27 protein-coding genes are annotated in these 25,316 nt (G+C 70.4%); 19 read left to right on the top strand and 8 right to left on the bottom strand.

Going from position 1 to position 25,316, the window contains the following annotated elements:
• Position 1 precedes the first annotated feature (1 nt).
• On the bottom strand, positions 2-1,831 hold the full coding sequence (locus LG388_RS26065) for an Hsp70 family protein (RefSeq protein WP_225785450.1): 1,830 nt from the start codon (positions 1,829-1,831) through the stop codon (positions 2-4).
• Positions 1,828-2,406: a DUF2760 domain-containing protein gene (locus tag LG388_RS26060; RefSeq protein ID WP_225785449.1), complete on the bottom strand. Its 579-nt coding sequence runs from the start codon at positions 2,404-2,406 to the stop codon at positions 1,828-1,830. The genes LG388_RS26065 and LG388_RS26060 overlap by 4 nt, the downstream gene beginning before the upstream one ends.
• Positions 2,407-2,632: 226 nt before the next feature.
• Between LG388_RS26060 and LG388_RS26055 the strand changes: the two genes are divergently transcribed.
• The 8 genes from LG388_RS26055 to LG388_RS26020 all read left to right on the top strand — a co-directional run bounded on the left by LG388_RS26055 (position 2,633) and on the right by LG388_RS26020 (position 9,730).
• Positions 2,633-3,703: a patatin-like phospholipase family protein gene (locus tag LG388_RS26055; RefSeq protein ID WP_225785448.1), complete on the top strand. Its 1,071-nt coding sequence runs from the start codon at positions 2,633-2,635 to the stop codon at positions 3,701-3,703.
• A gap of 77 nt (positions 3,704-3,780) precedes the next feature.
• Positions 3,781-4,005: a hypothetical protein gene (locus tag LG388_RS26050; RefSeq protein ID WP_225785447.1), complete on the top strand. Its 225-nt coding sequence runs from the start codon at positions 3,781-3,783 to the stop codon at positions 4,003-4,005.
• Between the two features lie 307 nt (positions 4,006-4,312).
• Positions 4,313-5,105, top strand: a protein-coding gene (locus tag LG388_RS26045) for an IS5-like element ISStma16 family transposase (RefSeq protein WP_086009121.1) whose coding sequence is annotated in 2 segments (ribosomal slippage) — positions 4,313-4,572 and positions 4,571-5,105 — 795 coding nt in all. Because the reading frame shifts where the segments join, the coding sequence is not laid out codon by codon here.
• A 128-nt stretch (positions 5,106-5,233) separates the two neighbouring features.
• The gene (locus LG388_RS26040) at positions 5,234-6,097 is read left to right on the top strand and encodes a branched-chain amino acid ABC transporter permease (protein ID WP_225785446.1); all 864 of its coding nucleotides are present in this window, start codon (positions 5,234-5,236) and stop codon (positions 6,095-6,097) included.
• Complete coding sequence (locus tag LG388_RS26035; RefSeq protein WP_225785445.1) at positions 6,097-7,074, top strand: branched-chain amino acid ABC transporter permease; 978 nt, start codon at positions 6,097-6,099, stop codon at positions 7,072-7,074. Before LG388_RS26040 ends, LG388_RS26035 begins: the two co-directional genes overlap by 1 nt.
• Complete coding sequence (locus LG388_RS26030; protein ID WP_225785444.1) at positions 7,061-7,825, top strand: ABC transporter ATP-binding protein; 765 nt, start codon at positions 7,061-7,063, stop codon at positions 7,823-7,825. The genes LG388_RS26035 and LG388_RS26030 overlap by 14 nt, the downstream gene beginning before the upstream one ends.
• Complete coding sequence (locus LG388_RS26025; RefSeq protein WP_225785443.1) at positions 7,812-8,519, top strand: ABC transporter ATP-binding protein; 708 nt, start codon at positions 7,812-7,814, stop codon at positions 8,517-8,519. Before LG388_RS26030 ends, LG388_RS26025 begins: the two co-directional genes overlap by 14 nt.
• A gap of 35 nt (positions 8,520-8,554) precedes the next feature.
• Positions 8,555-9,730, top strand: coding sequence for an ABC transporter substrate-binding protein (locus LG388_RS26020; RefSeq protein WP_225785442.1), 1,176 nt, complete (start codon positions 8,555-8,557; stop codon positions 9,728-9,730).
• Positions 9,731-9,844: 114 nt separating this feature from the next.
• On the opposite strand, the gene LG388_RS26015 is transcribed toward LG388_RS26020, so the two are convergent.
• Genes LG388_RS26015 through LG388_RS26005 form a run of 3 tightly spaced genes read right to left on the bottom strand, consistent with a single transcriptional unit; the run spans position 9,845 to position 12,981 of the window.
• Positions 9,845-10,648 carry an IclR family transcriptional regulator gene (locus LG388_RS26015; RefSeq protein ID WP_225785441.1) on the bottom strand — a complete coding sequence of 268 codons (804 nt, stop codon included), beginning with the start codon at positions 10,646-10,648 and terminating at the stop codon, positions 9,845-9,847.
• Between the two features lie 35 nt (positions 10,649-10,683).
• On the bottom strand, positions 10,684-11,736 hold the full coding sequence (locus LG388_RS26010) for an aldo/keto reductase (RefSeq protein ID WP_225785440.1): 1,053 nt from the start codon (positions 11,734-11,736) through the stop codon (positions 10,684-10,686).
• 54 nt (positions 11,737-11,790) lie between these two features.
• Positions 11,791-12,981, bottom strand: a complete 1,191-nt coding sequence (locus LG388_RS26005; RefSeq protein ID WP_225785439.1) for an MFS transporter — start codon at positions 12,979-12,981, stop codon at positions 11,791-11,793.
• Positions 12,982-13,135: 154 nt separating this feature from the next.
• Here LG388_RS26005 and LG388_RS26000 point away from each other — a divergent pair, with 154 nt between their 5' ends.
• Entirely contained in the window at positions 13,136-13,393 is a 258-nt protein-coding gene (locus LG388_RS26000) for a type II toxin-antitoxin system Phd/YefM family antitoxin (protein WP_225785438.1), read from the top strand.
• 150 nt (positions 13,394-13,543) lie between these two features.
• Here the strand turns inward: LG388_RS26000 and LG388_RS25995 are convergent, their stop codons facing one another.
• Positions 13,544-14,023 carry a VOC family protein gene (locus tag LG388_RS25995; protein ID WP_225785437.1) on the bottom strand — a complete coding sequence of 160 codons (480 nt, stop codon included), beginning with the start codon at positions 14,021-14,023 and terminating at the stop codon, positions 13,544-13,546.
• Positions 14,024-14,294: 271 nt separating this feature from the next.
• Here LG388_RS25995 and LG388_RS25990 point away from each other — a divergent pair, with 271 nt between their 5' ends.
• Positions 14,295-15,269: a LysR family transcriptional regulator gene (locus tag LG388_RS25990; protein ID WP_225785436.1), complete on the top strand. Its 975-nt coding sequence runs from the start codon at positions 14,295-14,297 to the stop codon at positions 15,267-15,269.
• On the opposite strand, the gene LG388_RS25985 is transcribed toward LG388_RS25990, so the two are convergent.
• Positions 15,255-16,391: an iron-containing alcohol dehydrogenase gene (locus tag LG388_RS25985; RefSeq protein WP_225785435.1), complete on the bottom strand. Its 1,137-nt coding sequence runs from the start codon at positions 16,389-16,391 to the stop codon at positions 15,255-15,257. The genes LG388_RS25990 and LG388_RS25985 overlap by 15 nt on opposite strands.
• An 80-nt stretch (positions 16,392-16,471) precedes the next feature.
• Between LG388_RS25985 and LG388_RS25980 the strand changes: the two genes are divergently transcribed.
• From LG388_RS25980 to LG388_RS25970, 3 genes are all read left to right on the top strand, one after another.
• Complete coding sequence (locus LG388_RS25980; RefSeq protein WP_225785434.1) at positions 16,472-17,380, top strand: 2-keto-4-pentenoate hydratase; 909 nt, start codon at positions 16,472-16,474, stop codon at positions 17,378-17,380.
• A gap of 70 nt (positions 17,381-17,450) precedes the next feature.
• Positions 17,451-18,419 (top strand): alpha/beta hydrolase, encoded by a 969-nt coding sequence (locus LG388_RS25975; RefSeq protein ID WP_225785433.1) that lies wholly within the window; start codon positions 17,451-17,453, stop codon positions 18,417-18,419.
• A gap of 33 nt (positions 18,420-18,452) precedes the next feature.
• Positions 18,453-19,340, top strand: a complete 888-nt coding sequence (locus LG388_RS25970) for a YbgC/FadM family acyl-CoA thioesterase (protein WP_225785432.1) — start codon at positions 18,453-18,455, stop codon at positions 19,338-19,340.
• Between the two features lie 46 nt (positions 19,341-19,386).
• Here the strand turns inward: LG388_RS25970 and LG388_RS25965 are convergent, their stop codons facing one another.
• Complete coding sequence (locus LG388_RS25965; protein WP_225785431.1) at positions 19,387-20,322, bottom strand: folate-binding protein YgfZ; 936 nt, start codon at positions 20,320-20,322, stop codon at positions 19,387-19,389.
• A gap of 122 nt (positions 20,323-20,444) precedes the next feature.
• Between LG388_RS25965 and mltG the strand changes: the two genes are divergently transcribed.
• The 6 genes from mltG to LG388_RS25935 all read left to right on the top strand — a co-directional run bounded on the left by mltG (position 20,445) and on the right by LG388_RS25935 (position 25,098).
• Positions 20,445-21,440: an endolytic transglycosylase MltG gene (gene mltG / locus LG388_RS25960; RefSeq protein WP_225785430.1), complete on the top strand. Its 996-nt coding sequence runs from the start codon at positions 20,445-20,447 to the stop codon at positions 21,438-21,440.
• A gap of 12 nt (positions 21,441-21,452) precedes the next feature.
• Positions 21,453-22,094: a dTMP kinase gene (gene tmk / locus LG388_RS25955; RefSeq protein WP_225785429.1), complete on the top strand. Its 642-nt coding sequence runs from the start codon at positions 21,453-21,455 to the stop codon at positions 22,092-22,094.
• Entirely contained in the window at positions 22,091-23,119 is a 1,029-nt protein-coding gene (locus LG388_RS25950; RefSeq protein WP_225785428.1) for a DNA polymerase III subunit delta', read from the top strand. Before tmk ends, LG388_RS25950 begins: the two co-directional genes overlap by 4 nt.
• Positions 23,116-23,502, top strand: coding sequence for a PilZ domain-containing protein (locus LG388_RS25945; RefSeq protein ID WP_225785427.1), 387 nt, complete (start codon positions 23,116-23,118; stop codon positions 23,500-23,502). Before LG388_RS25950 ends, LG388_RS25945 begins: the two co-directional genes overlap by 4 nt.
• 124 nt (positions 23,503-23,626) lie before the next feature.
• The gene (locus LG388_RS25940; RefSeq protein WP_225785426.1) at positions 23,627-24,436 is read left to right on the top strand and encodes a TatD family hydrolase; all 810 of its coding nucleotides are present in this window, start codon (positions 23,627-23,629) and stop codon (positions 24,434-24,436) included.
• Positions 24,433-25,098, top strand: coding sequence for an ankyrin repeat domain-containing protein (locus LG388_RS25935; RefSeq protein ID WP_225785425.1), 666 nt, complete (start codon positions 24,433-24,435; stop codon positions 25,096-25,098). Before LG388_RS25940 ends, LG388_RS25935 begins: the two co-directional genes overlap by 4 nt.
• The last annotated feature ends 218 nt before the right edge of the window (positions 25,099-25,316 follow it).

Raw genomic sequence — 25,316 nt, 5'->3', positions numbered from 1 at the left:
CTCAGGCTGCGTCGCGAACGTCGAACTCAACCTTCCACTGCGCGCCGCCGGCGGCTTCGGCGAGCAGCTCCAGCGTGCCGATCTCGGTCACGCGCGCGCGCAGCTGCACGGGCACGACCTCGCCCACGGCGCGGCCTTCGGCGGGCAGCGTGGCCTCGATGCCGGCGAGTTCCTGCAGCTCTTCGGGCGACCAGAAGTCCAGCAGCGTGCCGGGCTGGTCCTCGCGCCGCACCGAGGAGCCGAAGAAACGGAAGCGCACCGATTCGCCGACCACCAGGCCGAGCTGCTGCGGCGGCAGCGGGGCTTCCGTGCCTTCCTCCATGCCGAAGGGCGCCACGCACAGCGCCTGCACGGGTGGCTCCAGCCCCGGCACGGCCGGCATGCTGGACTCGATGCCCACGTAGTAGGCCTGGGCCGTGCCGCCGCGGATGCGGATGCCCTGGCCGCGCCGCACCTGGCCGTAGTAGGCCGCGCCGCGCGCCACGGCATGGTCCATGTCGGCACCTTGCAGCAGCCGCGCGGCGGGCGCGCCGTCGGCGGCCAGCCAGGCGTTGAGCGTGTCCAGCACGCGCGCCACGAGCAATTCGGACTTGAACACGCCGCCGTTGAACAGCACGGCCGTGGGGTGCAGGAAGCTGGCGCCCTCGGGCTGCGCGAAGCCGGCCAGTTGCGCCGTGGCGCCGAGCTGGCGGCCCAGCAGCGCGGCCAGGTGGCGCGTGACAGCCGCGTCCTGCGCATAGGGCAGGCCGATCTGCGTGAGGCCGGCGCGCGGGCGGCTGACAGGCCGCGCATCGCTGGCCACGGCGGGGAAGAAGCCTTCGAGCAGGATGGTGGTGAGCAGCGCGCGCTGCAGTTCGGTCTTGATCGAACCGCCGATGAGCCTGGAGCCGCGGCTGGGCACGACCAGCGGCACGCTCTGCAGGCTGTCGTCGCTGAGCAGCTGTTCCTTGGCCAGGCGGCAGGCGTAGGTCAGCGCGCGCATCTGCCAGGGGTCCAGGGCCTTGCCCTCGGCCGCCAGGCCGCGCGCCACGCCATGGGCCAGCGCGAGGTCCATGTTGTCGCCGCCCAGCAGGATGTGCTCGCCCACGGCCACGCGGTTGAGCTGCAGGTTGCCGGCTTCCTCGGTCACGGCGATCAGCGAGAAGTCGCTGGTGCCGCCGCCCACGTCGACCACCAGGATGATGTCGCCCACCTGCACCTGCTTGCGCCAGTCGCCTGCGCTGCCCGCGATCCAGCTGTACAGCGCGGCCTGGGGTTCTTCCAACAGCGTGATGTCGCGGTAGCCGGCGGCCTGGGCCGCCTCGGCCGTCAGTTCGCGCGCGGCCGGGTCGAACGAGGCCGGGATGGTCACCGTGACGGCTTGCTGGTCGAACGGCGCCTCGGGATGGCGGTGGTTCCAGGCGTCGCGCAGGTGCTGCAGGTAATGCGTGCTGGCGGCCAGCGGCGAGATGCGTTCGACCTCGGGCGGTGCGTCTGACGGCAGGATGCCGGCGCGCCGGTCCACGCCGGCATGGCCCAACCAGCTCTTGGCACTGGAGACCAGGCGGATCGGCGTCAGCGCGCCGTGGCTGCGCGCCATTTCTCCCACGATCGGGCCCGTGATGTGGGCCGGCGCGGCGTCCCAGGGCAGGGCCAGGTCGCCGGTGGCGAATTCGCTGGCATGCGGCATGTACAGGAAGGACGGCAGCAGCGCGAAGTCCTGCACGGCACCCGGGCCGCTCTGCTGGGCGATCGGCAGGATCTCGGGCGCCGCGGCCTCGGCCTGCAGGTCGACCCAGGACAGGGCGCTGTGCGTGGTGCCCAGGTCGATGCCGATGGCATAACGGCTCACAGCTCCACCTCCGCCGGCGCGATCACGCGCGTGTCGTGGCCCTCGGTCAGCGCAGGCAAGCGCACGGCTGTGGCGCGCCAGCCCTTGTGCTGCAGCGTGCCCGTGAACGGCGGCTGGCCGACCACGTTGCCGGTCACGCGCACCGCGGCGGCGTCGAAGCCGGCAGGCAGCGTCAGGCGGCTGCCTTCGCTTTCGGCGCGGATGGGCGCCAGGTCGAAGGTTTCGGCCAGCACCTTGCGCGCGCCGCCATGCAGCATGCGCGCGGCGCCGCCCACCTCGGCGTCCGAATAGGGCGCGATGTCTTCCTGCAGGAAGTCCACGAAGCGCGCTTCGCGCTGCAGCAGGGCCAGCAGTTGCAGCGCGGCATCTACGTCGGCCGTGGCGCGCACGGGGGAGGGGGCCGCCACCGGGGCGGGCGGTGCGGGCACCGGCGCTGGCGCGGCCACGGGGGCCGGCGCGGACGCCGGGGCGGCGGCGCCATCGCGCAGCGCTTTCACACGGGCCGCCAGGCGGCCGTCGCCCAGCAGCGAGAAAGCCAGGCCGATGCGGGAGAAGAAGGAAAGGGAGTCGTTCATCGATGCATATCCAGCGTCGCGCACAGGGGGCGACAGGCAGAAGGCGGCCCGGGCAGACCGGGCGCGGCAACCCGCTATTGTCTTCGCTGGCGAGGCGTGGCTCGTCGGAGAGCGGCGCAAGCCCGGGCGCTGCTCTTGCACAATCGGTGCCCGCAGCGCCCGGCAGGCCGCCCCCGGCCGCCGGTGCATCGACGAACGACCCTTGCCGCCCACCCCATCGCGTGCCATGAAAGCCCTGCGTCTCTATGCCGGCCCCGCCGCGCGCGAACACCTCGCACGCGGGGGCCTTGCGCCTGCCGATGTGCGCGTGATCCCGGGCGCGGCGGGCGGGCCCAAGGGGTTGATCCTCGGGCCGCTGGACCAATACCTGTTCGGCGAATGGCTGCCGCAGTCCACGCAGCCCGTGGACCTGGTGGGCGCCTCCATCGGCGCCTGGCGGCTGGCCACGGCCTGCCTGGACAACGCGGTTGAAGCCTTTGCGCGCTTCTCGCACGACTACGTGCACCAGCGCTTCGACACGCCGCCGGGCGCGCCGCGCATCACGGCGGCCGATGTCAGCACACGTTTTGGTGCCGACCTGCGCGGCTTCTTCGGCCCGCGTGCGGCCGAGGTGCTGCGCCATCCACGCTACCGGCTGCATGTGGTTACCGCGCGTGGGCGCCACATCCTGGGCCGGGAAGGGCGGGCGCGCACCGTGGCCGGCTACCTCGGCGCCTTCGCGAGCAATTCGCTGAGCCGGCGCAGCCTGGGCGGCTGGCTGGAGCGCTGCGTGTTCTCCACGCACGCCGCGGCGCTGCCCTTCGACACGCGGGACTACCGCACGCGCCAGCTGACGCTGGACGAAGCCAGCTTCCACCCCGCGCTGCAGGCTTCGTGCTCCATTCCCTTCGTGCTGCAGGCCGTGCACGACATTCCCGGCGCGCCACGCGGCGCCTACTGGGACGGCGGCATCACCGACTACCACCTGCACCTGCAGTACCGCGCCGCCGACGGCATCGTGCTGTACCCCCATTTCCAGCGCGCCGTGGTGCCGGGCTGGCTGGACAAGGGCCTGCGCTGGCGCCACCGCGCCACGCCTTTCCTGGACCGCATGCTGGTGCTCGCGCCCAGCCCCGAATGGGTGGCGAGCCTGCCGGGCGCCAAGCTGCCGGACCGCAAGGACTTCACGGGCTACGGCGGCGACACCGACGCACGCATCGCCGCCTGGCGCCAGGCCGTGCGCATGGCGCAGCAACTGGCGGACGAATGGGTGGAGTGGCTGCGCCGCCCCGACATGGCCCAGGTGCAGCCGCTGTAGCCGCCTTCAGGCCGCGAAAGACGCCAGGCGCGGGATACTTGCGCAGAATCCGGTCTTTCCCTTTGGAGCAGCGCCCCATGACCCTCACCCGCATCATCGGCATCGTCCTCATCGTGGCAGGCATCGCCGGCCTGGGCACGGGCGGCTTCAGCTTCACCAAGGAAACCCACCAGGCCAAGATCGGCCCGCTGGAGCTGTCGGTGAAGGAAAAGGAGAACGTGCTGATCCCCCAATGGGCCAGCATCGCGATCATCGTGGTGGGCGGCGCGCTGCTGGTCTTCGGGGGTGGGCGCAAGCGCTGAGCGGCTGCCGAGCACCTGCGGCTCTGCGGGTCCAGGGACGGCGAGCGAGGAACGGGGGCGCTTCACGGCGAGCCGCCCCGGGCGGCCGCGGCACAGGCGCTGACTGGCGGCGGGCGACTCTCGGCGCAGCGTCACTTGCGGCGGGTGCATCGCTGGTGTGAGTCGCATGCATGACTTCCGGCCCCCTGGGCCGGTGCGTGCTTACCCTGAACTGTTCTGCATGGCGGAACCGCCGATTGGGCTTCGCGGTCTTCCTCATTAAGAACGTGTTCAAAGTCTCACCCTCTTGATGTGAGAAGCTCGGTGGGTGAGAAAAGGCTACCCCAGCGACATCAAGCGCGAGCAGTTCGAGGTGATCCGGCCATTGCTGGAGAGTGCGCGCAGAAAGACTGCCCCACGCAAAGTGGAGCTGTACGAGGTGTTTTGCGCCGTGCTTTACCTGCTGCGCACGGGCTGTCAGTGGCGGGCACTGCCCAGTGACTTTCCCAAGTGGCGCACCGTGCACTCGTACTTTGCCATCTGGAGCGAGCCACGCGAGGGTGGCAGCCTGCTGGAGCAGGCATTAAAAAAATCAGGTTGGCGCGGCCCGCGAGAAACTGGGGCGCAACGCCTGCAGCACGCTCTTGATCGTGGACGCGCAGAGCGTGAAGAACACGGACACGGCGGGCTTGAAGGGCTATGACGCAGGCAAGAAGGTCTCGGGCATCAAGCGCCACATCGCGGTGGACACCCAGGGATTGCCGCATGCGATAGCGGTGACCACGGCCGAGGTGACGGACCGCAAAGGCGCACTGCAGGCGCTACAGCGCTGCAAGCCCCGGTTGAGCCGGCTACAAAGCCTGCTGTGCGATGCAGGCTACATCGGTCGGCCGTTCGCGCAAGGCGTGCAGCAGATTCTGGGAGGGCATGTGACGGTGCAGATCGCCAAGAGAAGCGAGCTTCACACTTTCAAGGTGATGCCCAAGCGCTGGGTCGTGGAACGCAGCTTTGCCTGGCTGGACAAGAACAGGAGGCTGTGGAAGAACTGCGAGCGATGGCTCAACACCAGCCTGCAGTTCGTCCACTTGGCATTCTTGGTGCTCTTGCTCAAGAGACTTTGAACACGCTCTAAGCTGCGCCGCACGTTCCACCAGGAGGACACGATGGAGACTCACCCCCCCGGGTGCGCCGCGGCCCGCTCGACGACCCCGCCCGGTATCTTGCAACGCGCCCTGCGGAGGGCCAGCTGATGGATCTGTTCCTGCAGCAGGTGCTCAATGGGCTCACGCTTGGCGGCATCTACAGCCTCGTGGCCCTGGGCCTCACGCTGGTGTACGGCATCCTGCACGTGCCCAACTTCGCGCATGGCGCCTTCTACATGGCCGGTGCCTTCGTATCGTGGCACCTCATGGCGGCCTGGGGCTTCAATTACTGGGTGGCCATGGCCGGCTCGGCCCTCACCGTGGCCCTGATCGGCGTGCTGTCGGAGCGCCTGGTGTTCCACCCGCTGCGCCATGCCTCGGGGCTGCACCCCATGATCGCGGCGATCGGCGTGCTGCTGTTCCTGGAGGCGGGCGCGCAGGCCTTGTGGGGTGCGGACTTCCACCGCATGCAGACGCCCTACACGGGCATCATCGACCTGGCGGGTGTCACGGCGCCGGTGCAGCGCCTGCTCATCATCGCGGCGGCCTTCGTGCTGATGGTGGTGTTGCACCTGTTCCTCAAGAAGACGGTCGTGGGCTCGACCATCATCGCCATGGCGCAGAACCGCGAGGGTGCTTCGCTCGTGGGCATCGACGCGAACCGCGTGGCCATGCTCACCTTCGCCATCTCGGGCATGCTGGCCGCCGTGGCCGCCACGCTGTATGCGCCCATCAACCTGGTGTACCCGGCCATGGGGCATCTGGTGATCACCAAGGCGTTCGTGATCATCATCCTGGGTGGCATGGGCAGCGTGCCGGGCGCCATCGTGGGCGGGCTGATCATCGGCTTCGCCGAGAGCTTCGGCGCCTTCTACATCTCCACCGATTACAAGGACATCATTGCCTTCGTGCTGCTGGTGGCCATCCTGTCGGTGCGTCCGCAGGGCCTGTTCACCAAGGGGGTGCGCTGATGGGCCGCCTCGCATTCCTGGAAAGCCGGTGGGGCTGGGCGTTGCTGTTCGCGGCGGGCCTGATGTTCCCCTTGTTCGTGGGCAACGACTACCACCTCACGGTGATGGGCAAGGCCTACATCTTCGCCATCGCCACCATCGGCCTGAACCTCATCACCGGCTACACGGGACAGTTCAACCTGGCGCACAGCGGGTTCATGGCCGTGGGGGCATACACGGTGGGCATCCTCACGGTGGATCACCAGGTGCCGTTCTGGGTGGCCTTCGCGCTCTCGGGCGTGGTGACCGCGGTGCTGGGTTTCTTCATCGGCATCCTGTCGCTGCGCCTGAAGGGGCACTACTTCTCGATCTTCACGCTGTGCGTGGGCTACATCATGTTCCTCGTGATCGAGAAGTGGGAGGCTCTCACGCATGGCACGGTGGGCATCATCGGCATTCCGGCGCCGTCCCCCATCGGCACGCTGGCGTTCGACACGCCGCTCGCGCTGTACTACCTGGCCTTCTTCTGGCTCGTGCTGGGCATGTGGGTCATGCGGCGCATCGTCAATTCGTTGCTGGGCCGCACGTTCATGGCGATCCGCAACGGCGACGAACTGGCCGAGTCGCTGGGCATCAACCTCATGCGCAACAAGGTGCTCGCCTTCATGTTGTCGGTGTTCTACGCGGGCGTGGCGGGCGGCCTGTACGCGGGCTACGTGCGCTTCATCGGCCCCAACGTGGCGGCGGTGGAGCACACCTTCGACATGACCATGTACATGATCATCGGCGGGCTGGGCACCCTGCTCGGGCCGCTGCTGGGGGCGTTGGCGATGCCTTGGCTCACCCAGTATCTGCAGTTTCTGCAGGAGTACCGCTTCCTCGTGTTCGGGCCCATCCTGGTGCTGCTGGTGATCTTCGTGCCGCACGGCATCGTGGGCACTTATCTGGGCTGGCGCGCGCGCCGCGCGGCGCAAGGGGGGCGGCATGCTCAAGATTGAACACCTGACCAAGCGCTTCGGCGGACTGGCCGCCGTCAACAACGTCAGCACCACGATCGAGAAGGGCAAGATCAACGCGATCATCGGCCCCAACGGCGCGGGCAAGACGACCTTCTTCAACCTCATCAGCGGCACGCACCGGCCCAGCGCGGGCACCATCACGCTCGAAGGACGGGACGTGACCTCGCTGCGCACCGACGAGGTGGCGCGCCTGGGCGTGGCGCGCACGTTCCAGACCACGACGCTGTTCGACATGGCCACCGTGCTGGACAACCTCATCGTGGGCCACCGGCTGCGCACGCGCTCGGGCCTGCTCGACGTGCTGCGCAACTCCAGCCGCCTGCGCGAGGAAGAGCGCGTGTGCCGCGAGAAGGCGCGCGAGGCGCTCGACTTCGTGGGCCTGTCGCACCTGGAGAACCGCATCGCGGGCGACATCTCGCAGGAGGAGCGCAAGCGCGTGGCCTTCGCGCTGGCGTTGGCGACCGGCCCGCGCCTGGTGCTGCTGGACGAGCCTGCGGGCGGCGTGAATCCCGACGAGACCGAGGGCCTGGCCGACCTGATCCGCAAGATGGTGGCCAGCGGCCTGACGGTGGGTCTGATCGAACACAAGATGAACATGATCATGAGCCTGGCCGACAAGATCCTGGTGCTGAACTACGGCGAGAAGATCGCCGAGGGCACCCCCGCCGAGATCCGCGCCAACCCGGCCGTGATCGATGCCTACCTGGGGAGCGAGCATGCTGACGCTTGACAAACTCTCGCTCAGCTACGGCAGCTTCCAGGCGCTCAACGGCGTGAGCCTGCATGCGAAGCAGGGCGAACTCGTGGTGCTGCTGGGCGCCAACGGGGCGGGCAAGAGCTCGATCTTCCTGACCATCAGCGGCATCCACAAGGCCGCGGGCGGCAGCATCCGCTACGGCGACCAGGAGCTGGTGGGCATGAAGCCCTCCCAGATCGTGGCCAGCGGCGTGGTCCAGTGTCCGGAGGGACGCAAGCTGTTCCCCGGAATGTCGGTGCTCAAGAACCTGATGCTCGGCGCCTACGTGCACCGGGGCGACGCGGCGGGCAGCAGGAAGGTGCTCGAGGAGGTCTTCGCGCTGTTCCCCATCCTGGCAGAGAAGAAGGACGATCCGGCGGGTTCGCTGAGCGGCGGGCAGCAGCAGATGGTGGCCATCGGCCGCGCCATGATGGGCCGTCCCAAGTTGCTGCTGCTCGACGAACCCTCGCTGGGCCTGGCGCCGCTGGTCATCAAGCAGACCTTCGAGGTCATCCAGCGCATCAACCAGGCGGGCACGACGGTGCTGCTGGCCGAGCAGAACGCGTTCGCGGCGCTCAAGATCGCGCACCGCGCCTACGTGATCGAAAGCGGCCGCATCGTGATGGAAGGCGACCGCGACAGCCTCATGAACAACGAAGCCGTGCGCCGGGCCTACATCGGCGCCTGACGATTTTCCGCAGACCAACCCCAGGAGACATTCCTATGCTGACGAAACGCAAGACCCTTCTTCGACTCGGCGCCACCGCCTTCGCAGCCGCCGCGCTGCTGGGCGCAGGCCCGGCGGTGGCCCAGCAGGTCGTCAAGATCGGCTACTCGGGCCCCCTGAGCGGCGGCGCTGCGCTGTATGGCAAGAACGTGCTCAGCGGCATGGAAATGGCCGTGGCAGAGATCAATGCCAAGGGCCTGGAGGTGGGCGGACAGAAGGTCAAGCTGGAGATCGTCGCGCTGGACGACAAGTACAACCCTTCCGAAACCGCCATCAATACCCAGCGCCTGGTGCAGGAGCACAAGGCGCCCGCGGTGCTGGTGCCTCATTCGGGCGGCAGCTTCGCGGTGATGGCCACCAACGAGGCACAGAAGGTGCTGTTGCTTTCCTACACCAGCGTGCCCCAGATCACCGAGCGCAACAACAAGCTCACGCTGCGCATCCCGCCCGAGTTCACCTCGTACGTCAAGCCGTTCGTGAATCACGCGATGACCAAGTACGGCAAGAACGTGGCCATCGCCAACGCGGACCATGACTACGCCAAGGCCTGGACCGCCGCGTTCAAGCCCGCGTGGGAGGCGGCGGGCGGCAAAGTGGTGGCCGAGAACCCGATGTCCTACAACCGCGCGACCGACTTCTACAGCGGCGTGAGCCGCGTGCTGGCGGCCAAGCCCGACGTGCTGTTCATCGGCGGCGCGTCGGAGCCCACGGGCCTGGTGATCAAGCAGGCGCGCGAGCTGGGCTTCAAGGGCGGCTTCGTGATCATCGACCAGGCCAAGATGGACGAGATCGGCAAGATCACCGGCGGCTACGGCTCTCTGGAGGGGGCCATCGGCGTGCTGCCTGTGGTGGAAGACAGCTCTCCCGTGACCCGGGCCTTCGTCGAGCGCTTTCGCAAGGCCAACCCGGGCCGCGATCCGAGCTCGGAGGTGTCGCTGAACTACACGGCCGTGCACGCCACGGCGCTGGCCATGAAACTTGCAGGCTCCACCAGCGACGCCGCTGCGATCCGCGCGCAGCTCGACAAGGCGTTCAAGTCGCTGCCCCCCCAGCACAACCCGCACGAGATGCACGGCGTGGACGCGCGCGGCGGCTCGACTGCGAACACGCGCGTGGCCATCGTGGAAGGCGGCAAGGTCAAGGAAGTGCGCCTGGACACGCTGGCCAAGTAAGAAGCGCCGCAGCGCGTCGGCAGGCCGCCCGCCGCAATCGATGGGGGCGGACCCAGCCAGGGTGCCCCACTTGGAGGCCGACGTGCGCCCGAAGTGGGTGTTGTGGGCCTGTCCCTAGCGGTACAGCGCGGTTTCGATGCGCGCCACGATCTCGAGCAGGCGTGGGCGCGCCTCGGCCAGAAGCTTCTCCTGCGCGACGTTGAAGGACGGCCCGCCACAGTTGATCACCATGGGAGGCAGGCCCCGGCCCGGCTGAAAGGCGCGCGCGATGGCGTTGACGTTTTTCTGCCAGTCGCCAAACGAGGTGGTGACGCCCAGGCTGCGGTAGTCCTGCTGCGCCTGCTCAATGCCCTGCTGTATTTCGGGCCAGGCCTCGCCCTGGCGGGCCTGGATCTGCGCAAGCACTTCGCCGCGCTCCCCGGCCGGCACGGCAGCCAGCCAGGCGCGTCCCATGGCCGACGTGGCCAGCGAGATGCGCGAGCCTACGTCGAGGCTCAGCGTGTGCAGGGCCGAGCTGCGGCAGTTCTCGACATAGATCATCGACAAGCGGTCGCGCGTGCCCAGCGACACCTCGGCGCGCGCGAAGTCGGCCAGTTCCTGCATCAGCGGGCGGGCCACCTGCCGCACGTCCAGGCGCACCAGCATGGCGCTGCCCAGCGACAGCGTGGCGGTGCCCAGACGGTACTTGCCGCTGTCCTCGACATGGATCAGGTAGCCCAGCCGCGTGAGCGTGGCGGTGAGCCGCGACACGGTGGACTTGGGCAGGCGGCAGCGCTGCGCGATCTCTTGGTTGCCCAGCAGCCTGTCGCCCGATCGGAAACAGGCCAGCACTTCCAGGCCACGTGCCAGCGCGGTCACGAAATGCCGGTCTTCCTTGGGGCGAGGCGCGCCGGCGCTTGTGGAGCGAACGGACGGCATGTGCGCATTATCGTGACGCGGCTGTGGGCCCGTTTTCAGGCTTGCGAGGGCGGCAGCGGCACGGCCGGCGGCGCCAGCTCGGTGAACTGGCCGTTCCAGTAGGGATAGTGGGGGTAGGGCGGCGTCACGGCGCTGGCGGCATCCAATGCCCCGACCTGCGCGGGCGTCAGGTTCCAGCCCACGGCGCCCAGGTTCTGCGTCAGCTGCGCCTCGTTGCGCGCGCCGATCAGCACGCTGGACACAGTCGGGCGCTGCAGCAGCCAGTTGATGGCGACCTGCGGCACGGTCCTCCCCGTTTCTTCGGCCACCTGCAGCAGGGCGTCGACCACGCGGTACAGGCGCTCTTCGGCGACGGGCGGCGCAAAGCCCGCCGTCTCGTGCAGGCGGCTGCCTGCGGGCAGCGGCGCGCCGCGGCGGATCTTGCCCGTGAGCCGGCCCCAGCCCAACGGGCTCCACACCAGCGCGCCCACGCCCTGGTCGATGCCCAGCGGCATCAGCTCCCATTCGTAGTCGCGGCCCACGAGCGAGTAATAGGTCTGGTTGGCGACGAAGCGCTCGGTGCCCAGCCGGTCCGCCGCCGCCAGCGCCTTCATGAGCTGCCAGCCCGCGAAGTTGGACGCGCCGATGGCGCGCACCTTGCCCGCGCGCACCAGGTCGTCCAGCGTGCGCAGCATCTGTTCGACCGGCGTGTGGGCGTCGAAGGCGTGCAGTTGCAGGATGTCGATGTGGTCGGTCTTCAGGCGCTTGAGCGCGGCATGCGTGGCCTCGGTCAGGTGGTGGCGCGACCAGCCGGCGTCGTTGGGCCCGTCGCCCGTGCGCAGCGTGACCTTGGTGGAAATGAGCGCCTTCTGGCGGCGGCCTTCGAGCGCGGCGCCCAGGATCTCCTCCGAAGCGCCGGACGAATAGACGTCCGCCGTGTCGAAGAGGTTCACGCCCGCGTCCAGGCAGATGTCGATCAGGCGCCGCGCGCCGGCCACGTCGGTCTGGCCCCAGGCGCTGAAGAGCGGGCCCTGGCCGCCGAAGGTGCCGGCACCGAAACCGAGGGCGGGCACACGCAGGCCGGAACGGCCCAGCAGTCGTTGTTCCATGAAAGGACTCCTTGGGAAATGAAGAAGAAGGGGAAAGAAGGGCAGGGGCGCGGCTCAGGCCCCGGCGGTGGCGCATTCCACCGGCGGGCGGCGCCGGTCCAGCGCATGGCTGCCCAGGGCGATGAGCAGGCCCGCCGCCGTGAGGCCGGCCGCCGCCAGACCCAGGTTCTGCAGCCCCGGCACGCCCGGCGTGTGCAGGATCACCAGCCCACCGACCCAGGCTCCAAGCGCATTGCCCAGGTTGAAGGCCGCGATGTTGAGGCTGGACGCCAGGTTCTGGCCCGCGCCGGCGGCCTTTTCCATCACGCGCATCTGCAGCGGCGCCACGGTGGCGAAGGCCACCACGCCCAGCACGCCGATGAAGACGATCGCCGCGGCGGCCTGCGGCATGGCCCAGCGCGCCAGGGCGAGCACGGCGGCCAGGGCGACCAGGGTGCCGATGACGGCACGCATCGGCGCCCTGTCGGCCAGCTTGCCGCCCCACAGGTTGCCGACCGCCAGCCCGGCGCCGAAGAGCAGCAGCACCGGCGACACCGCCGCTTCGGACAGGCCCGTGACCTGCGTCAGCACCGGCTGCACATAGGTGTAGAAGGCGAAGACGCCGGCAAAGCCCAGCACCGTCATCGCCAGGCCCAGCCAGACCTGCGGGCGGGCCAGCACGGCCAGTTCGTCGCGCAGCGGCGCGGGCTCGGCGCGGGTGGCCTCACGCGGCACGAAGCGCGCCAGCACGGCCAGCGCCACCAGGCCGATCAGGGCGACGGCCCAGAAGGTGGCGCGCCAGCCGAAATGCAGGCCCAGCCAGGCCCCCGCCGGCACGCCCAGCAGCGTGGCGGCCGTCAGGCCCGTGAACATGATCGCGATGGCCGAGGCGCGCTTTTCGGGCGGCACCAGCCCGGTGGCGACCACCGAGCCGACCCCGAAGAAGGTGCCGTGCGCCAGCGAGGTGATGACCCGCGCGGCCATCAGCGCGTCATAGCTGGGCGCCAGGGCGCAGGCGATGTTGCCCAGGGTGAAGATGGCCATCAGCGCCAGCAGCACCGTCTTGCGCGGCAGGCGGCGCGTAGCGAGGGTGAGCAGCGGCGCGCCGACCGCCACGCCGATGGCGTAGCCGGAGATCAGCAGGCCGGCGGCCGCGATGGAGACATGAAGGTCCGCCGAGACCTGCAGCAGCAGGCCCATGATGACGAATTCGGTGGTGCCGATGCCAAAGGCACCGGCGGTCAGGGCAAGAAGAGCGATGGGCATGATGGGATGAACTGTGCGGGTTATCCCTGGGATTCACTAGCCGCCCGGTTGGAACGGCATTTGTGAATTCACTTCCAAGATCAATCATCGAAGGCCCTGCTGAATGACTGTCGACCCAGAAAAGCGGACGGTCCGTACGGAATCAGGGGGTCACATGTCACTTCGTACCGTCGGTCTGGAGCAGGGGCGCAGCAACCTGCCCGAACTCGCTTCGCGCGCACGCGCCGGTGAACCCAGCCTGCTCACGCGGCATGGCAAGCCCTATGCCGCCATCGTGTCCCCGGAACTCCTCGCGAAAGCCACGCGGCGCCCGTCGGGCTTCCTGAGCCTGCGGGGCACCGGCCGGGGGCTGTGGGGGCCGGCGCCCGCGCGCCATGTGGCGGATCTGCGGGATGAGTGGGGGGATGCCTGAGCCCCCGTGCGTCCCGCGCAGCGCTGACGCACGGCAAGGCACCCCAACGAAGCTATACGTTTGAAGGCAAGACCGTATGAAGCGCAGCCGGTGTGCATGGCACGCGGTCCTGCCGCGAGGGCAGAGCGGCGCGAACGGCGCGGCGATCCGTCAACCCTTCATCGCCGCCTCGATCGTCGCGATGTCGATCTTCTGCATGGTCATCATGGCGTCGAACACGCGCTTGGCGACGGCCGGGTCCGGGTGCGTGACGCCGGCCACCAGCACGCGCGGCGTGATCTGCCACGACACGCCCCAGCGGTCCTTGCACCAGCCGCAGTCGCTGGCCTTGCCGCCGTTGTCGATGATGGCATGCCACAGCCGATCGGTCTCGGCCTGATCGTCGGTGGCGATCTGGAAGGAAAACGCTTCGGTCTGGGGGAACTGCGGCCCGCCATTCAGGCCGATGCAGGGGATGCCCGCGACCGTGAACTCGACCATCAGCGGCTGGCCTTGCTTGCCGTCCGGGTAGTCGCCGGGCGCATAGTGGACGGCACCCACGGTGCTTTCCGGAATCGTGGCGGCATAAAAGCGGGCCGCTTCTTCCGCATCGCCGTTGAACCACAGGCAAACGGTGTTCTTGGGGCGCATCAGGGGTCTCCTGGAAGGGGTGGGAAAGGGACGCGACGCCGCCGGGCGCCGGCCTGCCGATGGTGCGCGCGGCGCGGCGCTTGTCTGCCGGACAGCGCCGATGCCTGCGGCGCCGCGGCGGCGAGAGGCCGGGGGCCGCCGCGCGAAGCGGCCGGCCATGCAGGCGGGAGCCGGCCCAGGCTCCGCAGGCCCGAAGGCCGCGTCCGCATGGCGGCGCTCGCTAAACTGCGCGCCGCCCGGCCGCGCGCCCACCCGTCCTCGCCCTTCGCCCATGCCCCGCCTCGACATCAACCGCTCCGGCGAAATGGAAGCCTTCGTGCACGTGGTGGACCGCGGCGGCTTCTCGGCCGCGGCGCGCGTGCTGGGCATGACGCCTTCGGCCATCAGCAAGCTGATCGGCCGGCTGGAAGCCCGGCTGGCCACGCAACTGGTGCACCGCTCCACGCGCAAGCTGCAGCTCACGCCCGAGGGCCAGAACTTCTACGAGCGCAGCGTGCGCGTGCTGGCCGACCTCGACGAGGCCGAACGCTGCGCGGCCGCCGGCGCCGCACCGCGCGGGCGGGTGTCGCTCAACGCCAGCGTCAGCTTTGGCCACATCGTGCTGCTGCCCTTGCTGCCCCGCTTTCTGGCCACGTACCCGGAAGTGACGCTGGACATCAGCCTGACCGACCGCGTGGTCGACCTGATGGACGAGCGTGCCGACATCGCGGTCCGCTGGGGCCAGCTGCCGTCCTCCGACCTGGTGGCGCGGCTGCTCGGCCACACGCGCCAGGCGATCGTGGGCTCGCCCGCATACCTGCAAAGGCACGGCACGCCGACCACGCGCGAAGAACTGGCGCGGCACAACCGGCTGGGCGCCAACTATCGCCGGCGCGCGCCCGACTGGCCCTTGCGTGTCGACGGCAAGGCGGCGGACCTGCCCATCGTCGGCAATGTGCGCGCGTCGGACGGCGACATGCTGCGCCACCTGGCGCTGCAGGGCGTGGGCCTGGCCCGCTTGTCGATCTACCACATCCATGCCGACCTGCAGGCCGGGCGCCTGGTGCCGGTGATGGAAGACTTCAACCCGCACGAGGTGGAGCCGATCCATGCCGTGTACCTGGGCAAGTCGGGCCGGCTGCCGGCCCGGATCCGCGCGGTGCTGGATTTCCTCGTCGCCCACGTGAAGCTGCCGCCGACGGAGCGCGGGGCGGCGGAGCTGGCCGCCGCGGCGGCGGCCGCGGCCCCCGGCTCACATCGACGCTGACAGCATCTCGCGGTAGTCCTCGCGCGTGGCCAGGCGCGGGTTGGTCTTGTGGCAGTGGTCGGCCATCGCGCCGTCGATGATCTTGTCGAACATCGCTTCGGTCACGCCGACTTCGGCCAGGCCCTTGGGCAGGCCCAGGCGGGCGTTCATGTCGCGGATGGCCTCGCCGATGTCGCCCGGCTGGTCCAGGTGCATGGCGCGGGCCATGCGCTGCAGGCGCAGCTCCTTCTGCACCGATTCGGCCCCCGCGTTGAAGCGGATCACGGCCGGCAGGAAGAGGGCGTTGAGGGTGCCGTGGTGCAGGCGCGGGTCCACGCCGCCCAGGCTGTGGCTCAGGCTGTGCACGCAGCCCAGGCCCTTCTGGAAGGCCATGGCGCCCTGCATGCTGGCGCTCATGAGGTTCAGGCGCGCGTCGCGGTCGCTGCCGTCCTTCGTCGCCCGTTCGATGTGGCCCCAGGCGCGCTCCAGGCCGTCGAGCGCGATGCCGTCGGCCGGCGGGTTGAAGGCCGCGGCCATGAAGGTTTCCATGCAGTGCGCGATGGCGTCCATGCCCGTGGCGGCCGTCAGCTTGGGGGGCAGGCCCAGCGTGAGTTCGGGGTCGCAGATGGCGGCCTTGGGCATCAGGAACCAGCTGTGGAAGCCCAGCTTGCGGTGGTCGTCGACGATGACGATGGCGCCGCGCGCCACCTCGCTGCCCGTGCCGCTGGTGGTGGGCACCGCGATCAGCGGCGCCACCCGGTCGGTGATCTTCGGCGAGCCGCCTTCGATGGTGGCGTAGGTCTTGAGCGGACCTTCGTGCGTGGCGGCGATGGCCACGCCCTTGGCGCAGTCGATGGCCGAGCCCCCACCGACGGCGATCAGGCCGTCGCACCGGCCGCTGCGGTACAGCTCGGCGGCGGCGCGCACGGCGGCCTCGGTGGGGTTGGAGGGCGTCTGGTCGAACACGGAGACCGGCAGTTCGCCCAGCGCATCCAGGGCTTTTTGCAGGATGCCGGCCGCGCGCACACCGGCGTCCGTGACCACCAGCGGGCGCGTGATGCCGATGCGCGCGCATTCGTCGGCAAGCAGGCGCACGGCGCCGAAGTCGAACTGGATCTGGGTGAGGTAATTGATCAGGGCCATGGCGTGTCTCTCGTACAGGTAGGATCAGCACGCATCCTAGCTGCGGCACGCCGCAGAACCCATTCATCGAGGAGACATCCGTGACACAGCCCACGCGTTGGCCGCTGGCCGCCCTGGCCGTCGCCGCATTGCTCGGCGCCTGCGCCGCCCCTTCCGCGCCGCCGACCGTGGCGCCAACGCCCGGCTGCCTCGGCGCGGCGCAGGTCGACGGCTGGCTGGCCGCGTACAACAGCCGCACGCCGGCCGCCGATCCGCCGGCCTCCCTGACGCCGGCCGACGCCGCCTGCACGCGCGCCCGGCTGCAGCAGCGCCTGGCGGCGCAGGCCGGGCCGCTGGTCGGCTACAAGGCCGGCCTCACCAACCCGGCCGTGCAGAAGCGCTTCAACACCGACCAGCCCGTGTGGGGCGCGCTGTACCAGCGCATGCTGCTGGACGACGGCGCTACGGTGGATGCCGCCTTCGGCGCCCGCCCGCTGTACGAGGCCGACCTGCTGGTGCGGGTCAAGAGCGCCGCGATCAACCAGGCGCGCACGCCCGCCGCGGTGCTGGCCGCGGTGGACCAGATCGTGCCCTTCATCGAACTGCCCGACCTGATGGTGCAGACACCGCCCCGGCTCAATGGCGCGGGGATCACGGCCATCAACGTGGGCGCACGCCTGGGCGTGCGCGGCGCGCCCCTCGCGGTGCCGGCCGATGCGCCCGGCCAGGCGCGGCTGCTGGAGCAGTTGCGCGACATGAACGTGCGCCTGGTCGATGCCCAGGGGGCGGTCCTGGGCGGCGGCCGGGGGGCCGACGTGCTGGGCCATCCGCTCAACGCCGTGGTCTGGCTGGCCCAGGCACTGCAGGCGCAGGGGCTGGCCCTGCAGCCGGGCCAGCTGGTCAGCCTGGGCTCTTTCTCCGCGCTGCTGCCGCCGCGGCCGGGCTTGAGCGCCACGGTCCACTACGACGGCGTGCCCGGCCTGCAGCCGGTGCGCGTGCATTTCCGTTGATGCTGCGCCGCGCTGCACGGCGTCCGCAGGCGCGGGCCGGGCATGCGCGGGCCTCCCGCTTCCTGGGTCCATGACGCCTGATTCCCTCTCCCGCCCCGTTCCCCTCACGGCCCTCACGCCCCGCATGGCCGGCGTCATCGAACGCATGGCGCGCGCCGGCCATCCGCCGCTGCACCAACTCACGCCCGCGCAGGCCAAGGCCGCGTACGAGAAGGGCGCCGCCGTGCTCGAAGTGCCCAAGCCCGAACTGGCGCGCGTGGAAGACCTGCGCATCCCGGTGCGCGACGGCGCGGCGCTGCCCGCGCGGCTGTACGCCCCCTCGGCCGAGGCGTTGCCGGTGCTGCTGTACCTGCATGGCGGCGGCTTCACCGTCGGCAGCGTCGCCACGCACGACATCCTGTGCCGCGTGCTGGCACGCGACGCGGGCATCGCCGTCGTCTCGCTGGACTACCGGCTCGCGCCCGAGCACCGCTTCCCGACCGCCGTCAACGATGCCTGGGACGCGCTGCGCCACCTGGCGGGCGAGGGCGGCGCCGCGCTGGGGCTGGACGGCGCGCGTCTGGCCGTCGGCGGCGACAGCGCCGGCGGGACCCTGTCGGCCGTGTGCGCCATCCTCGCGCGCGACGCGGCGGTGCCGCTGGCCTTGCAGTTGCTGATCTACCCCGGCACCGCCGCGCGGCAGAACACCGACTCGCACCGCCGCTTCGCCCAGGGCCCGGTGCTCACCGAAGCACTGGTGACCTGGTTCTTCGCGCAGTACATCGACGACGCGCAGCGCGACGACTGGCGCTTCGCACCGCTCAACGCCGACGACGTGGAAGGCGTGGCGCCGGCCTGGATCGGGCTGGCCGAATGCGACCCGCTGGTCGACGAAGGCGTGCAGTACGCCGACAAGCTGCGCAGCGCCGGCGTGCCGGTCGAGCTGGAAATCTACCGCGGCGTGGTGCACGAATTCGTCAAGATGGGCCGCGCCGTGCCCGAGGCCCAGGCGGCCCATGCGCACATGGCGGCGGCCTTGCGCACGGCCCTGAACCCCTGAATGCCGCAGAGCCCCGACCCTTCGGAAAAGACCATGAGCAACACCCCAGAGACAAGCCTGCCCACGCGCGACGACTTCCGCTTCTTCCACCGCCTGCGCGTGCGCTGGGCCGAAGTGGACATGCAGAAGATCGTGTTCAACGCGCACTACCTGATGTACTTCGACACCGCCATCGCCGACTACTGGCGTGCCCTGGCGCTGCCCTACGAAGAGGCGATGCTGCACCTGGAGGGCGACCTCTACGTGCGCAAGGCCACGGTGGACTACCGCGCCTCGGGCCGCGTGGACGACGTGCTGGACGTGGCGATGAAATGCCGGCGCATCGGCACTTCCTCGCTGGTCTTCGACGGCGCGCTCTTCCGGCGCGACCAGTACCTGGTGGGCTGCGAGCTGGTCTACGTGTTCGCCGATCCGACCACGCAGACCTCGCGCCCCGTGCCCGCGCCGCTGCGCGAGATCCTGCTGGGCTTCGAGGCCGGCGAAGCCATGACGCGCGTGGAAACGGGCGACTGGGACACGCTGGGCGCCGAGGCCGGCGCGCTGCGCCGCCACGTCTTCATCGAGGAGCAGGGCATTCCCGAGGAGATGGAATGGGACCTGGATGACGCGCGCAGCACGCATGCCGTGGTGCGCAACCGGCTGGGCCAGGTGATCGCCACCGCGCGCCTGCTGCCGGCCGAGGCGGACGGCTCGGCCCACGTCGGCCGCGTGGCCGTGCACCGCGTGCTGCGCGGCGAAGGCCACGGCGAGGCGCTGATGGCGGCGCTGGAGGACTTCGCCCGCCGGCGCGGCGACCGGACGATCGTGCTCAACGCCCAGCGCAGCGCCGAGCGCTTCTACCTGCGCCAGGGCTATGCCGTGAGCGGCGAGCCGTTCGAGGAGGTGGGCATCCCCCACGTCGAGATGCGCAAGGCGCTGTGAGCCACCGTGCCGTGGCCTGGCCGCGGCGGCGGCCGCGTCTCGGGGATCAGATGTCGTCGCGCAGCGCGTAGGGCAGGGGCTCCACCCGCAGGGCGGCACCCGGCGCGTCCCCGGCGCCGGCCGTGCGCAGCGGGCCGGCCTCCAGCGCAGAGACCTGCATCGACACGAGCGCGGCCCATTGGCCATCGGCGGCCGGGGCGCTCTGCGCCACCGTGCCCACGGGTTGTTCGGCATCGTCGCCGGCGAACACTTCCTGGCCCGGCTGCAGCGGCGCGTCGGCGCTCACCAGAAAGGCCCGGCGCTTGAGCGTGCCGCGGAACTGGCTGCGCGCCACGATCTCCTGGCCCGGATAGCAGCCCTTCTTGAAGTTCACGCCGTCCACGGACTCGTAGTTCAGCATCTGCGGCACGAAGGCATCGACCACGGGGAGGCTCAGCGTGGCGATGCCACTGCGCACCTCGCCAAGGGCCCATTGCGCGGCGCTCAGCGCGTCACCGACGGGCGCCGGGGCGCCGGCCGGCGCCAGCCACAGCGCGCGCGGCACGCCGTCGGCGGGGTACAGGCTCACGCCGAAGGCCTCGCCCACGTTCTGGGTGCGCCAGGGCGCGGCTTGGGCGTCCAGGCCGTTCGCGGCCAGCGCGGCGCCGGCCAGCCCGTGGATGCGCCAATCGGCCGACGCGTCGCTGAGCTTGACCTTGGCGCGCAGCACGAACATGGACAGGCGCTTGAGCGTGGCGGCCAGCAGGTCCTGGCTGCACACCAGCAGGACCTGCTCGGGGCGCGGCTGGAGGCCGATGAAGCTGGCGATCATGCGGCCCTTGGGCGTGCACAGCGCGGCCAGGCGGGCCTGGTCGGGCTTCATGAGCACGAAATCCTGGGTCAGCTGGCCATGCAGGAAAGCGGCGGCTTCGGGCCCTTCGGCGCGGATCACGCCCAGGTGGGTCAGCGCGGGCGTCACACCCTGAAAGACGTTGGCAGTCATGGCTGAATTATCATGGCCGGCTCCCGGCCCTGCCGCTCGGCGGGACATGTCGGACGGGCTGCCGCGCACCTTGCACGCGCAGGGGTCCCCGTGCTTTCCGCCCCTCGACGAATCCCTTTCCAGTGCGCCGTTTCTTCCTCACTCTTTTCCTGCTGCCGGCCTTGATCGCGCTGGGCGCGGGCGCCTGGGCGCTGTGGTGGCTGCACCAGCCGCTGAAGCTGCCCGCCGCCACGGTCGACCTGCCGGTGGAACCCGGCACCACGCCGCGCGGCGTGGCCCAGCTGGTGCGCCAGTCGGGCGTGGAGGTGGAGCCGCAACTGCTGTACTGGTGGTTCCGCCTGTCGGGCCAGGACCGGCAGATCCGCGCCGGCAGCTACGAGCTGGAGCGGGGCGTGACGCCGCGCACGCTGCTCGCGGTGCTGGTGCGCGGCGAGGAGGCCACGCGCAGCGTGGTGATCGTCGAGGGCTGGAACATCCGCCAGGTGCGCGCCGCGCTGGCCAGGGCCGACATGCTGCGCCCCGACAGCGCAGGCATGAGCGACGCGCAGCTGATGGAGGCGGTGGGCCGCCCCGGCGTGCACCCGGAAGGCCGCTTCTTTCCCGACACCTACACCTATTCGAAGGGCTCCAGCGACATTGCCGTGCTGCAGCGCGCCATGCGTGCCATGGACCGCAAGCTCGAAGCGGCCTGGGCGGCGCGCGCGAGCGACCTGCCGCTCAAGACGGCCGAGGAAGCACTGATCCTGGCCAGCATTGTCGAAAAGGAGACAGGCAAGCCGGCCGACCGGCCCGAAATCGCGGGTGTGTTCGCCAACCGGCTGCGCAGCAACATGCTGCTGCAGACCGACCCGACGGTGATCTACGGTCTGGGCGAGGCCTTCGACGGCAACCTGCGCAAGCGCGACCTGCAGACGGACACGCCCTGGAACACCTACACCCGGCCCGGCCTGCCACCCACGCCCATCGCCATGCCCGGCCAGGCGGCGCTGCTGGCGGCCGTGCAGCCGGCACGCACCAGCGCCCTCTACTTCGTGTCGCGCGGCGACGGCAGCAGCGAGTTCAGCGAGAACCTCGACGCGCACAACCGGGCCGTGAACAAGTACATCCGGGGTCGTTGATCCCCCCATTCCATGTCCGCAGGTCTTTTCATCACGCTGGAAGGCATCGACGGCGCCGGCAAGTCCAGCCACCTGGATGCGCTGGAGGCGCTGCTGCGCCAGGGCGGCCGCACGGTGGTGCGCACGCGCGAGCCCGGCGGCACCCCCCTGGCCGAAAGCTTGCGCGATCTGGTGCTGACCCGGGCCATGGACGCGCTGACCGAATCACTGCTGGTTTTCGCGGCGCGGCGCGACCACGTCACGCAGGTCATCGCCCCGGCCTTGGCACGCGGCGAGGTGGTGCTGTGCGACCGTTTCACCGATGCCACCTTCGCCTACCAGGGCGGCGGCCGCGGCTTCGACGCCGGCGTGCTGCAGGCGCTGGAGGGCTGGGTGCAGGCGCAGGAAGGCGAGGGCGCCCATGGCTTGCTGCAACCCGACCTGACCTTCTGGTTCGACCTGCCGCCCGACGTGGCAGCCGAGCGCCTGGCATCGGCCCGTGTGCCGGACCGCTTCGAGGCCCAGCCCGCCGAGTTCTTCCGCCGCGTGGCGGCCGGCTACGCGGCGCGCGCCGCGGGCCAGCCGCGCTTCGAGCGCATCGATGCCGCGCAGCCGCGCGAGCAGGTGTGGGCGCAGGTCGAGGCCGCGCTGCGACGCCGGGGGCTCGCGGCATGAGCGAACCAGCGGATCTCGCCCCCTGGCTGGCCCGCGCGCGCACCGCCTTGCTGCGCCAGCGCGGCCACGCCTGGCTGCTGCAGGGTGCGTCGGGCCTGGGCCAGTACGAGCTGGCGCTGTCGCTGGCCGCCGCCTGGCTGTGCGAGCGGCGCGACGCGAGCCGGCCGGAGCAGGGCGCCTGCGGCCAGTGCCCGAGCTGCCACGCGATCGCCGTGCGCACCCATGCCGACCTGTGCGTGCTGATGCCCGAGGTCGCCATGCACGAGCTGGGCTGGCCGCTGGACGAAAAGGCGCAGGCCGAGATCGAGGACAAGAAGCGCAAGCCCAGCCGCGAGATCCGCGTGGAAGCGATGCGCGACGCCGTCGGGTTCGCGCAGCGCACCAGCGCGCGCGGGCGCGGCAAGGTGGTGCTGGTCTATCCGGCCGAGCGCATGAACGCGATCTCGGCCAATGCGCTGCTCAAGACGCTGGAGGAGCCTGCTGGCGACATGCGCTTCGTGCTGGCAAGCGAGGCGGCCTGGCAGCTGCTGCCCACCATCCGCAGCCGCTGCCTGGCCTACACCTTGCCCTGGCCCGAAGCCGGCGAAGCCGAGTCCTGGCTGGTCGCGCAAGGCGTGGTGCCGGCCGATGCGCCGGCGCTGCTGCGCGCCGCGGGGGGCCGCCCCGAAGCCGCGCTGCGCCTGTCGCGCACCGGGCCCTCACCCCGGGCCTGGGCGCTGCTGCCGCGTGCGCTGGCCCGCGGCGAAGTGGCGGCGCTGGCCGATCTGCCGCCCGCGGCGGCCATCGACGTACTGCTCAAGCTCTGCCACGACCTGCAGGCCGTGCGCAGCGGCGCCGCCGCGCGCTTCTTCGACGCGCAGGATCTGCCGCCTGCGCCTTCGCACCGCGTGCTGGGCCGCTGGTCGCGTTCGCTGATGCAGTCGGCGCGCACGGCCGAGCATCCTTTCAACGCGGGTCTGATGCTGGAGTCGCTTGTGAGCGACGCCCAAAGCGCCCTAAACTCCGCCGCTCGCCGCCCATCATGAACGCCCCCGCCACGTCCGCCGCCAACTCCGCCCCCGCTGCGCCGCACCGGCCCAGCGTGATCCAGCTGGCCATCAAGGAAAAGGGCGCGCTCTATGCGGCCTACATTCCGCTGTTCGCCGAAGGTGGCGTGTTCATCCCGACCACGCGCGAATACCGCCTGGGCGACGACGTGTACGTGCTGCTGACGCTGCCGGACGACCCGCAGCGCTACCCGGTGGCCGGCAAGGTGGCCTGGATCACGCCCAGCCGCGCGGCCGGCAGCCGCTCGCCGGGCGTGGGCATCCGCTTCCCGTCCGACGAGAAGTCCCGCCAGCTCAAGGCCCGCATCGAGGATGCGCTGGGCGCCTCGCTGGGCTCGGACCGGCCGACGCAGACCATCTGAGCGCCCGGGCGCGCCGCGGGGCGCCCTGAGCCGCCGGCGCGCCGGCTGGGCCGACAATCCCGTTTCCTGGTTTTCCTCCGGCTGTGCCCGCAGGGGCGGCAGCCGCCGATTCTTGGCTTTTCCCATGTTCACCGATTCCCACTGCCACTTGAGCATGCCCGAGCTCGTGCAGGAGCTGCCGCGCATCCGCGCGGCGATGCAGGAGGCGCGCGTCGACCGCGCGCTGTGCATCTGCACCGTGCTCGAAGAATTCGAAGCCGTGCATGCGCTGGCCGCCGGCTACGACAACTTCTGGGCCAGCGTGGGCGTGCACCCCGACAACGAGGACGTGCGCGAGCCCGACGTGGACACGCTGGTGGCCCTGTCGCAGCGGCCGAAGGTGATCGCCATCGGCGAGACCGGGCTGGACTACTACCAGATGGAAGAACGCAAGGGCGGGCGCAGCATCGCCGAACTGGAGTGGCAGCGCGAGCGCTTCCGCGTCCACATCCGCGCCGCGCAACGCGTGCGCAAGCCGCTGGTGATCCACACCCGCGACGCCTCGGCGGACACCCTCGCCATCCTCCGGGAGGAGGGCGAGCAGGGCGGGGCGCAGGCGGCGGGCGGCGTCTTCCACTGCTTCACCGAGACGGCCGAGGTGGCGCGCGCCGCGCTGGACCTGGGCTTCTACATTTCCTTTTCGGGCATCCTGACCTTCAAAAAGGCGCAGGAACTGCGCGACGTGGCGCGCTTCGTGCCGCTGGACCGGCTGCTGATCGAGACCGACAGCCCGTATCTGGCGCCGGTGCCGCACCGCGGCAAGGTGAACAACCCGTCCTACGTGCCTTTCGTCGCAGCCCAGATCGGCGAACTGCGCGGCATGAGCGCCGAGGCCGTGGGTGAGCTGACCAGCCGCAATTTCGATCAACTGTTCCTGGGAGGAACCGACGCATGACCCTCAAGATCGTTCTCTCCCTCGTGGGCGCGGCACTGGCCGTGTCGTGCGCCACCGCAGGCCCGCGCGAGGATTTCTTCCGCGCCGTGGCGGTCGACAACCCCCGGGCCGTGCAGAGCCAGATCGAGCGCGGGCTGGATCCGAACGTGCTGGACGACAGGAAGCAGACGGCGCTGGTCCTCGCGCTGCGCGACGGCTCGCCCAAGGTGGCGCGCGTGCTGATCGAAGACAGGAGAACCGACGTCAACGCCACCAACGGCAGCGACGAATCGCCGCTGATGATGGCGGCGCTGCGCGGCCAGCAGGAGTTCGTCGACCTGCTGCTCAAGCGCGATGCGGCCGTCAACAAGACCGGCTGGGCGCCCCTGCATTACGCGGCCACCAGCGGCCAGGTCGCCATCATGAAGCAGTTGCTGGAGCAGCACGCCTTCATCGACGCCCAGTCGCCCAACGGCACCACGCCGCTGATGATGGCCGCCATGTACGGCACGATCGACGCGGTGAACCTGCTCCTGGCCGAAGGCGCGGACCTGGCGATGAAGAACGAGCAAGGAATGACCGCGCTCGACTTCGCCCGGCGCGGCAACCGGCCTGATGCCATCGAGGCCCTGACCGCGGCTGCCGCGCGTGCGCCGCAGCGGCCCGGCACTGGCAAGTGGTGAAGGGCGTGCCCGCATGAAGGGCACGCCCGTTGCCAGGAAGCAGGCCTTCATTTCGCATAGCCGCTTCGGCGGCTTCTTTCTGGGGGCTTTAATTTGACATAAGATACAGGCTAGAACTGGCAATCTGGTTATAAGCCGATGCCATAGCAGGGGAGGGGCCACCGAGTAGCCCCACGGCGCCGACCGCGCCGACCACGCAGGCCGCAGCGGCACGGCCC

This window comes from Xenophilus sp. Marseille-Q4582, assembly GCF_916700565.1.
Classification (GTDB): Bacteria; Pseudomonadota; Gammaproteobacteria; order Burkholderiales; family Burkholderiaceae_C; genus Xenophilus.
The sequence above is the reverse complement of the archived record's forward strand: the minus strand, read 5'-3'. Positions and strand labels throughout refer to the sequence as shown.

Coding starts and splice junctions, on each gene's coding strand:
- LG388_RS26060 (WP_225785449.1), bottom strand. CDS start 2,406: ATGAACGACTCCCTTTCCTTCTTCTCCCGCATCGGCCTGGCTTTCTCG.
- LG388_RS26055 (WP_225785448.1), top strand. CDS start 2,633: ATGAAAGCCCTGCGTCTCTATGCCGGCCCCGCCGCGCGCGAACACCTC.
- LG388_RS26050 (WP_225785447.1), top strand. CDS start 3,781: ATGACCCTCACCCGCATCATCGGCATCGTCCTCATCGTGGCAGGCATC.
- LG388_RS26040 (WP_225785446.1), top strand. CDS start 5,234: ATGGATCTGTTCCTGCAGCAGGTGCTCAATGGGCTCACGCTTGGCGGC.
- LG388_RS26035 (WP_225785445.1), top strand. CDS start 6,097: ATGGGCCGCCTCGCATTCCTGGAAAGCCGGTGGGGCTGGGCGTTGCTG.
- LG388_RS26030 (WP_225785444.1), top strand. CDS start 7,061: ATGCTCAAGATTGAACACCTGACCAAGCGCTTCGGCGGACTGGCCGCC.
- LG388_RS26025 (WP_225785443.1), top strand. CDS start 7,812: ATGCTGACGCTTGACAAACTCTCGCTCAGCTACGGCAGCTTCCAGGCG.
- LG388_RS26020 (WP_225785442.1), top strand. CDS start 8,555: ATGCTGACGAAACGCAAGACCCTTCTTCGACTCGGCGCCACCGCCTTC.
- LG388_RS26015 (WP_225785441.1), bottom strand. CDS start 10,648: ATGCCGTCCGTTCGCTCCACAAGCGCCGGCGCGCCTCGCCCCAAGGAA.
- LG388_RS26010 (WP_225785440.1), bottom strand. CDS start 11,736: ATGGAACAACGACTGCTGGGCCGTTCCGGCCTGCGTGTGCCCGCCCTC.
- LG388_RS26005 (WP_225785439.1), bottom strand. CDS start 12,981: ATGCCCATCGCTCTTCTTGCCCTGACCGCCGGTGCCTTTGGCATCGGC.
- LG388_RS26000 (WP_225785438.1), top strand. CDS start 13,136: ATGTCACTTCGTACCGTCGGTCTGGAGCAGGGGCGCAGCAACCTGCCC.
- LG388_RS25995 (WP_225785437.1), bottom strand. CDS start 14,023: ATGCGCCCCAAGAACACCGTTTGCCTGTGGTTCAACGGCGATGCGGAA.
- LG388_RS25990 (WP_225785436.1), top strand. CDS start 14,295: ATGCCCCGCCTCGACATCAACCGCTCCGGCGAAATGGAAGCCTTCGTG.
- LG388_RS25985 (WP_225785435.1), bottom strand. CDS start 16,391: ATGGCCCTGATCAATTACCTCACCCAGATCCAGTTCGACTTCGGCGCC.
- LG388_RS25975 (WP_225785433.1), top strand. CDS start 17,451: ATGACGCCTGATTCCCTCTCCCGCCCCGTTCCCCTCACGGCCCTCACG.
- LG388_RS25970 (WP_225785432.1), top strand. CDS start 18,453: ATGAGCAACACCCCAGAGACAAGCCTGCCCACGCGCGACGACTTCCGC.
- LG388_RS25965 (WP_225785431.1), bottom strand. CDS start 20,322: ATGACTGCCAACGTCTTTCAGGGTGTGACGCCCGCGCTGACCCACCTG.
- tmk (WP_225785429.1), top strand. CDS start 21,453: ATGTCCGCAGGTCTTTTCATCACGCTGGAAGGCATCGACGGCGCCGGC.
- LG388_RS25950 (WP_225785428.1), top strand. CDS start 22,091: ATGAGCGAACCAGCGGATCTCGCCCCCTGGCTGGCCCGCGCGCGCACC.
- LG388_RS25945 (WP_225785427.1), top strand. CDS start 23,116: ATGAACGCCCCCGCCACGTCCGCCGCCAACTCCGCCCCCGCTGCGCCG.
- LG388_RS25940 (WP_225785426.1), top strand. CDS start 23,627: ATGTTCACCGATTCCCACTGCCACTTGAGCATGCCCGAGCTCGTGCAG.
- LG388_RS25935 (WP_225785425.1), top strand. CDS start 24,433: ATGACCCTCAAGATCGTTCTCTCCCTCGTGGGCGCGGCACTGGCCGTG.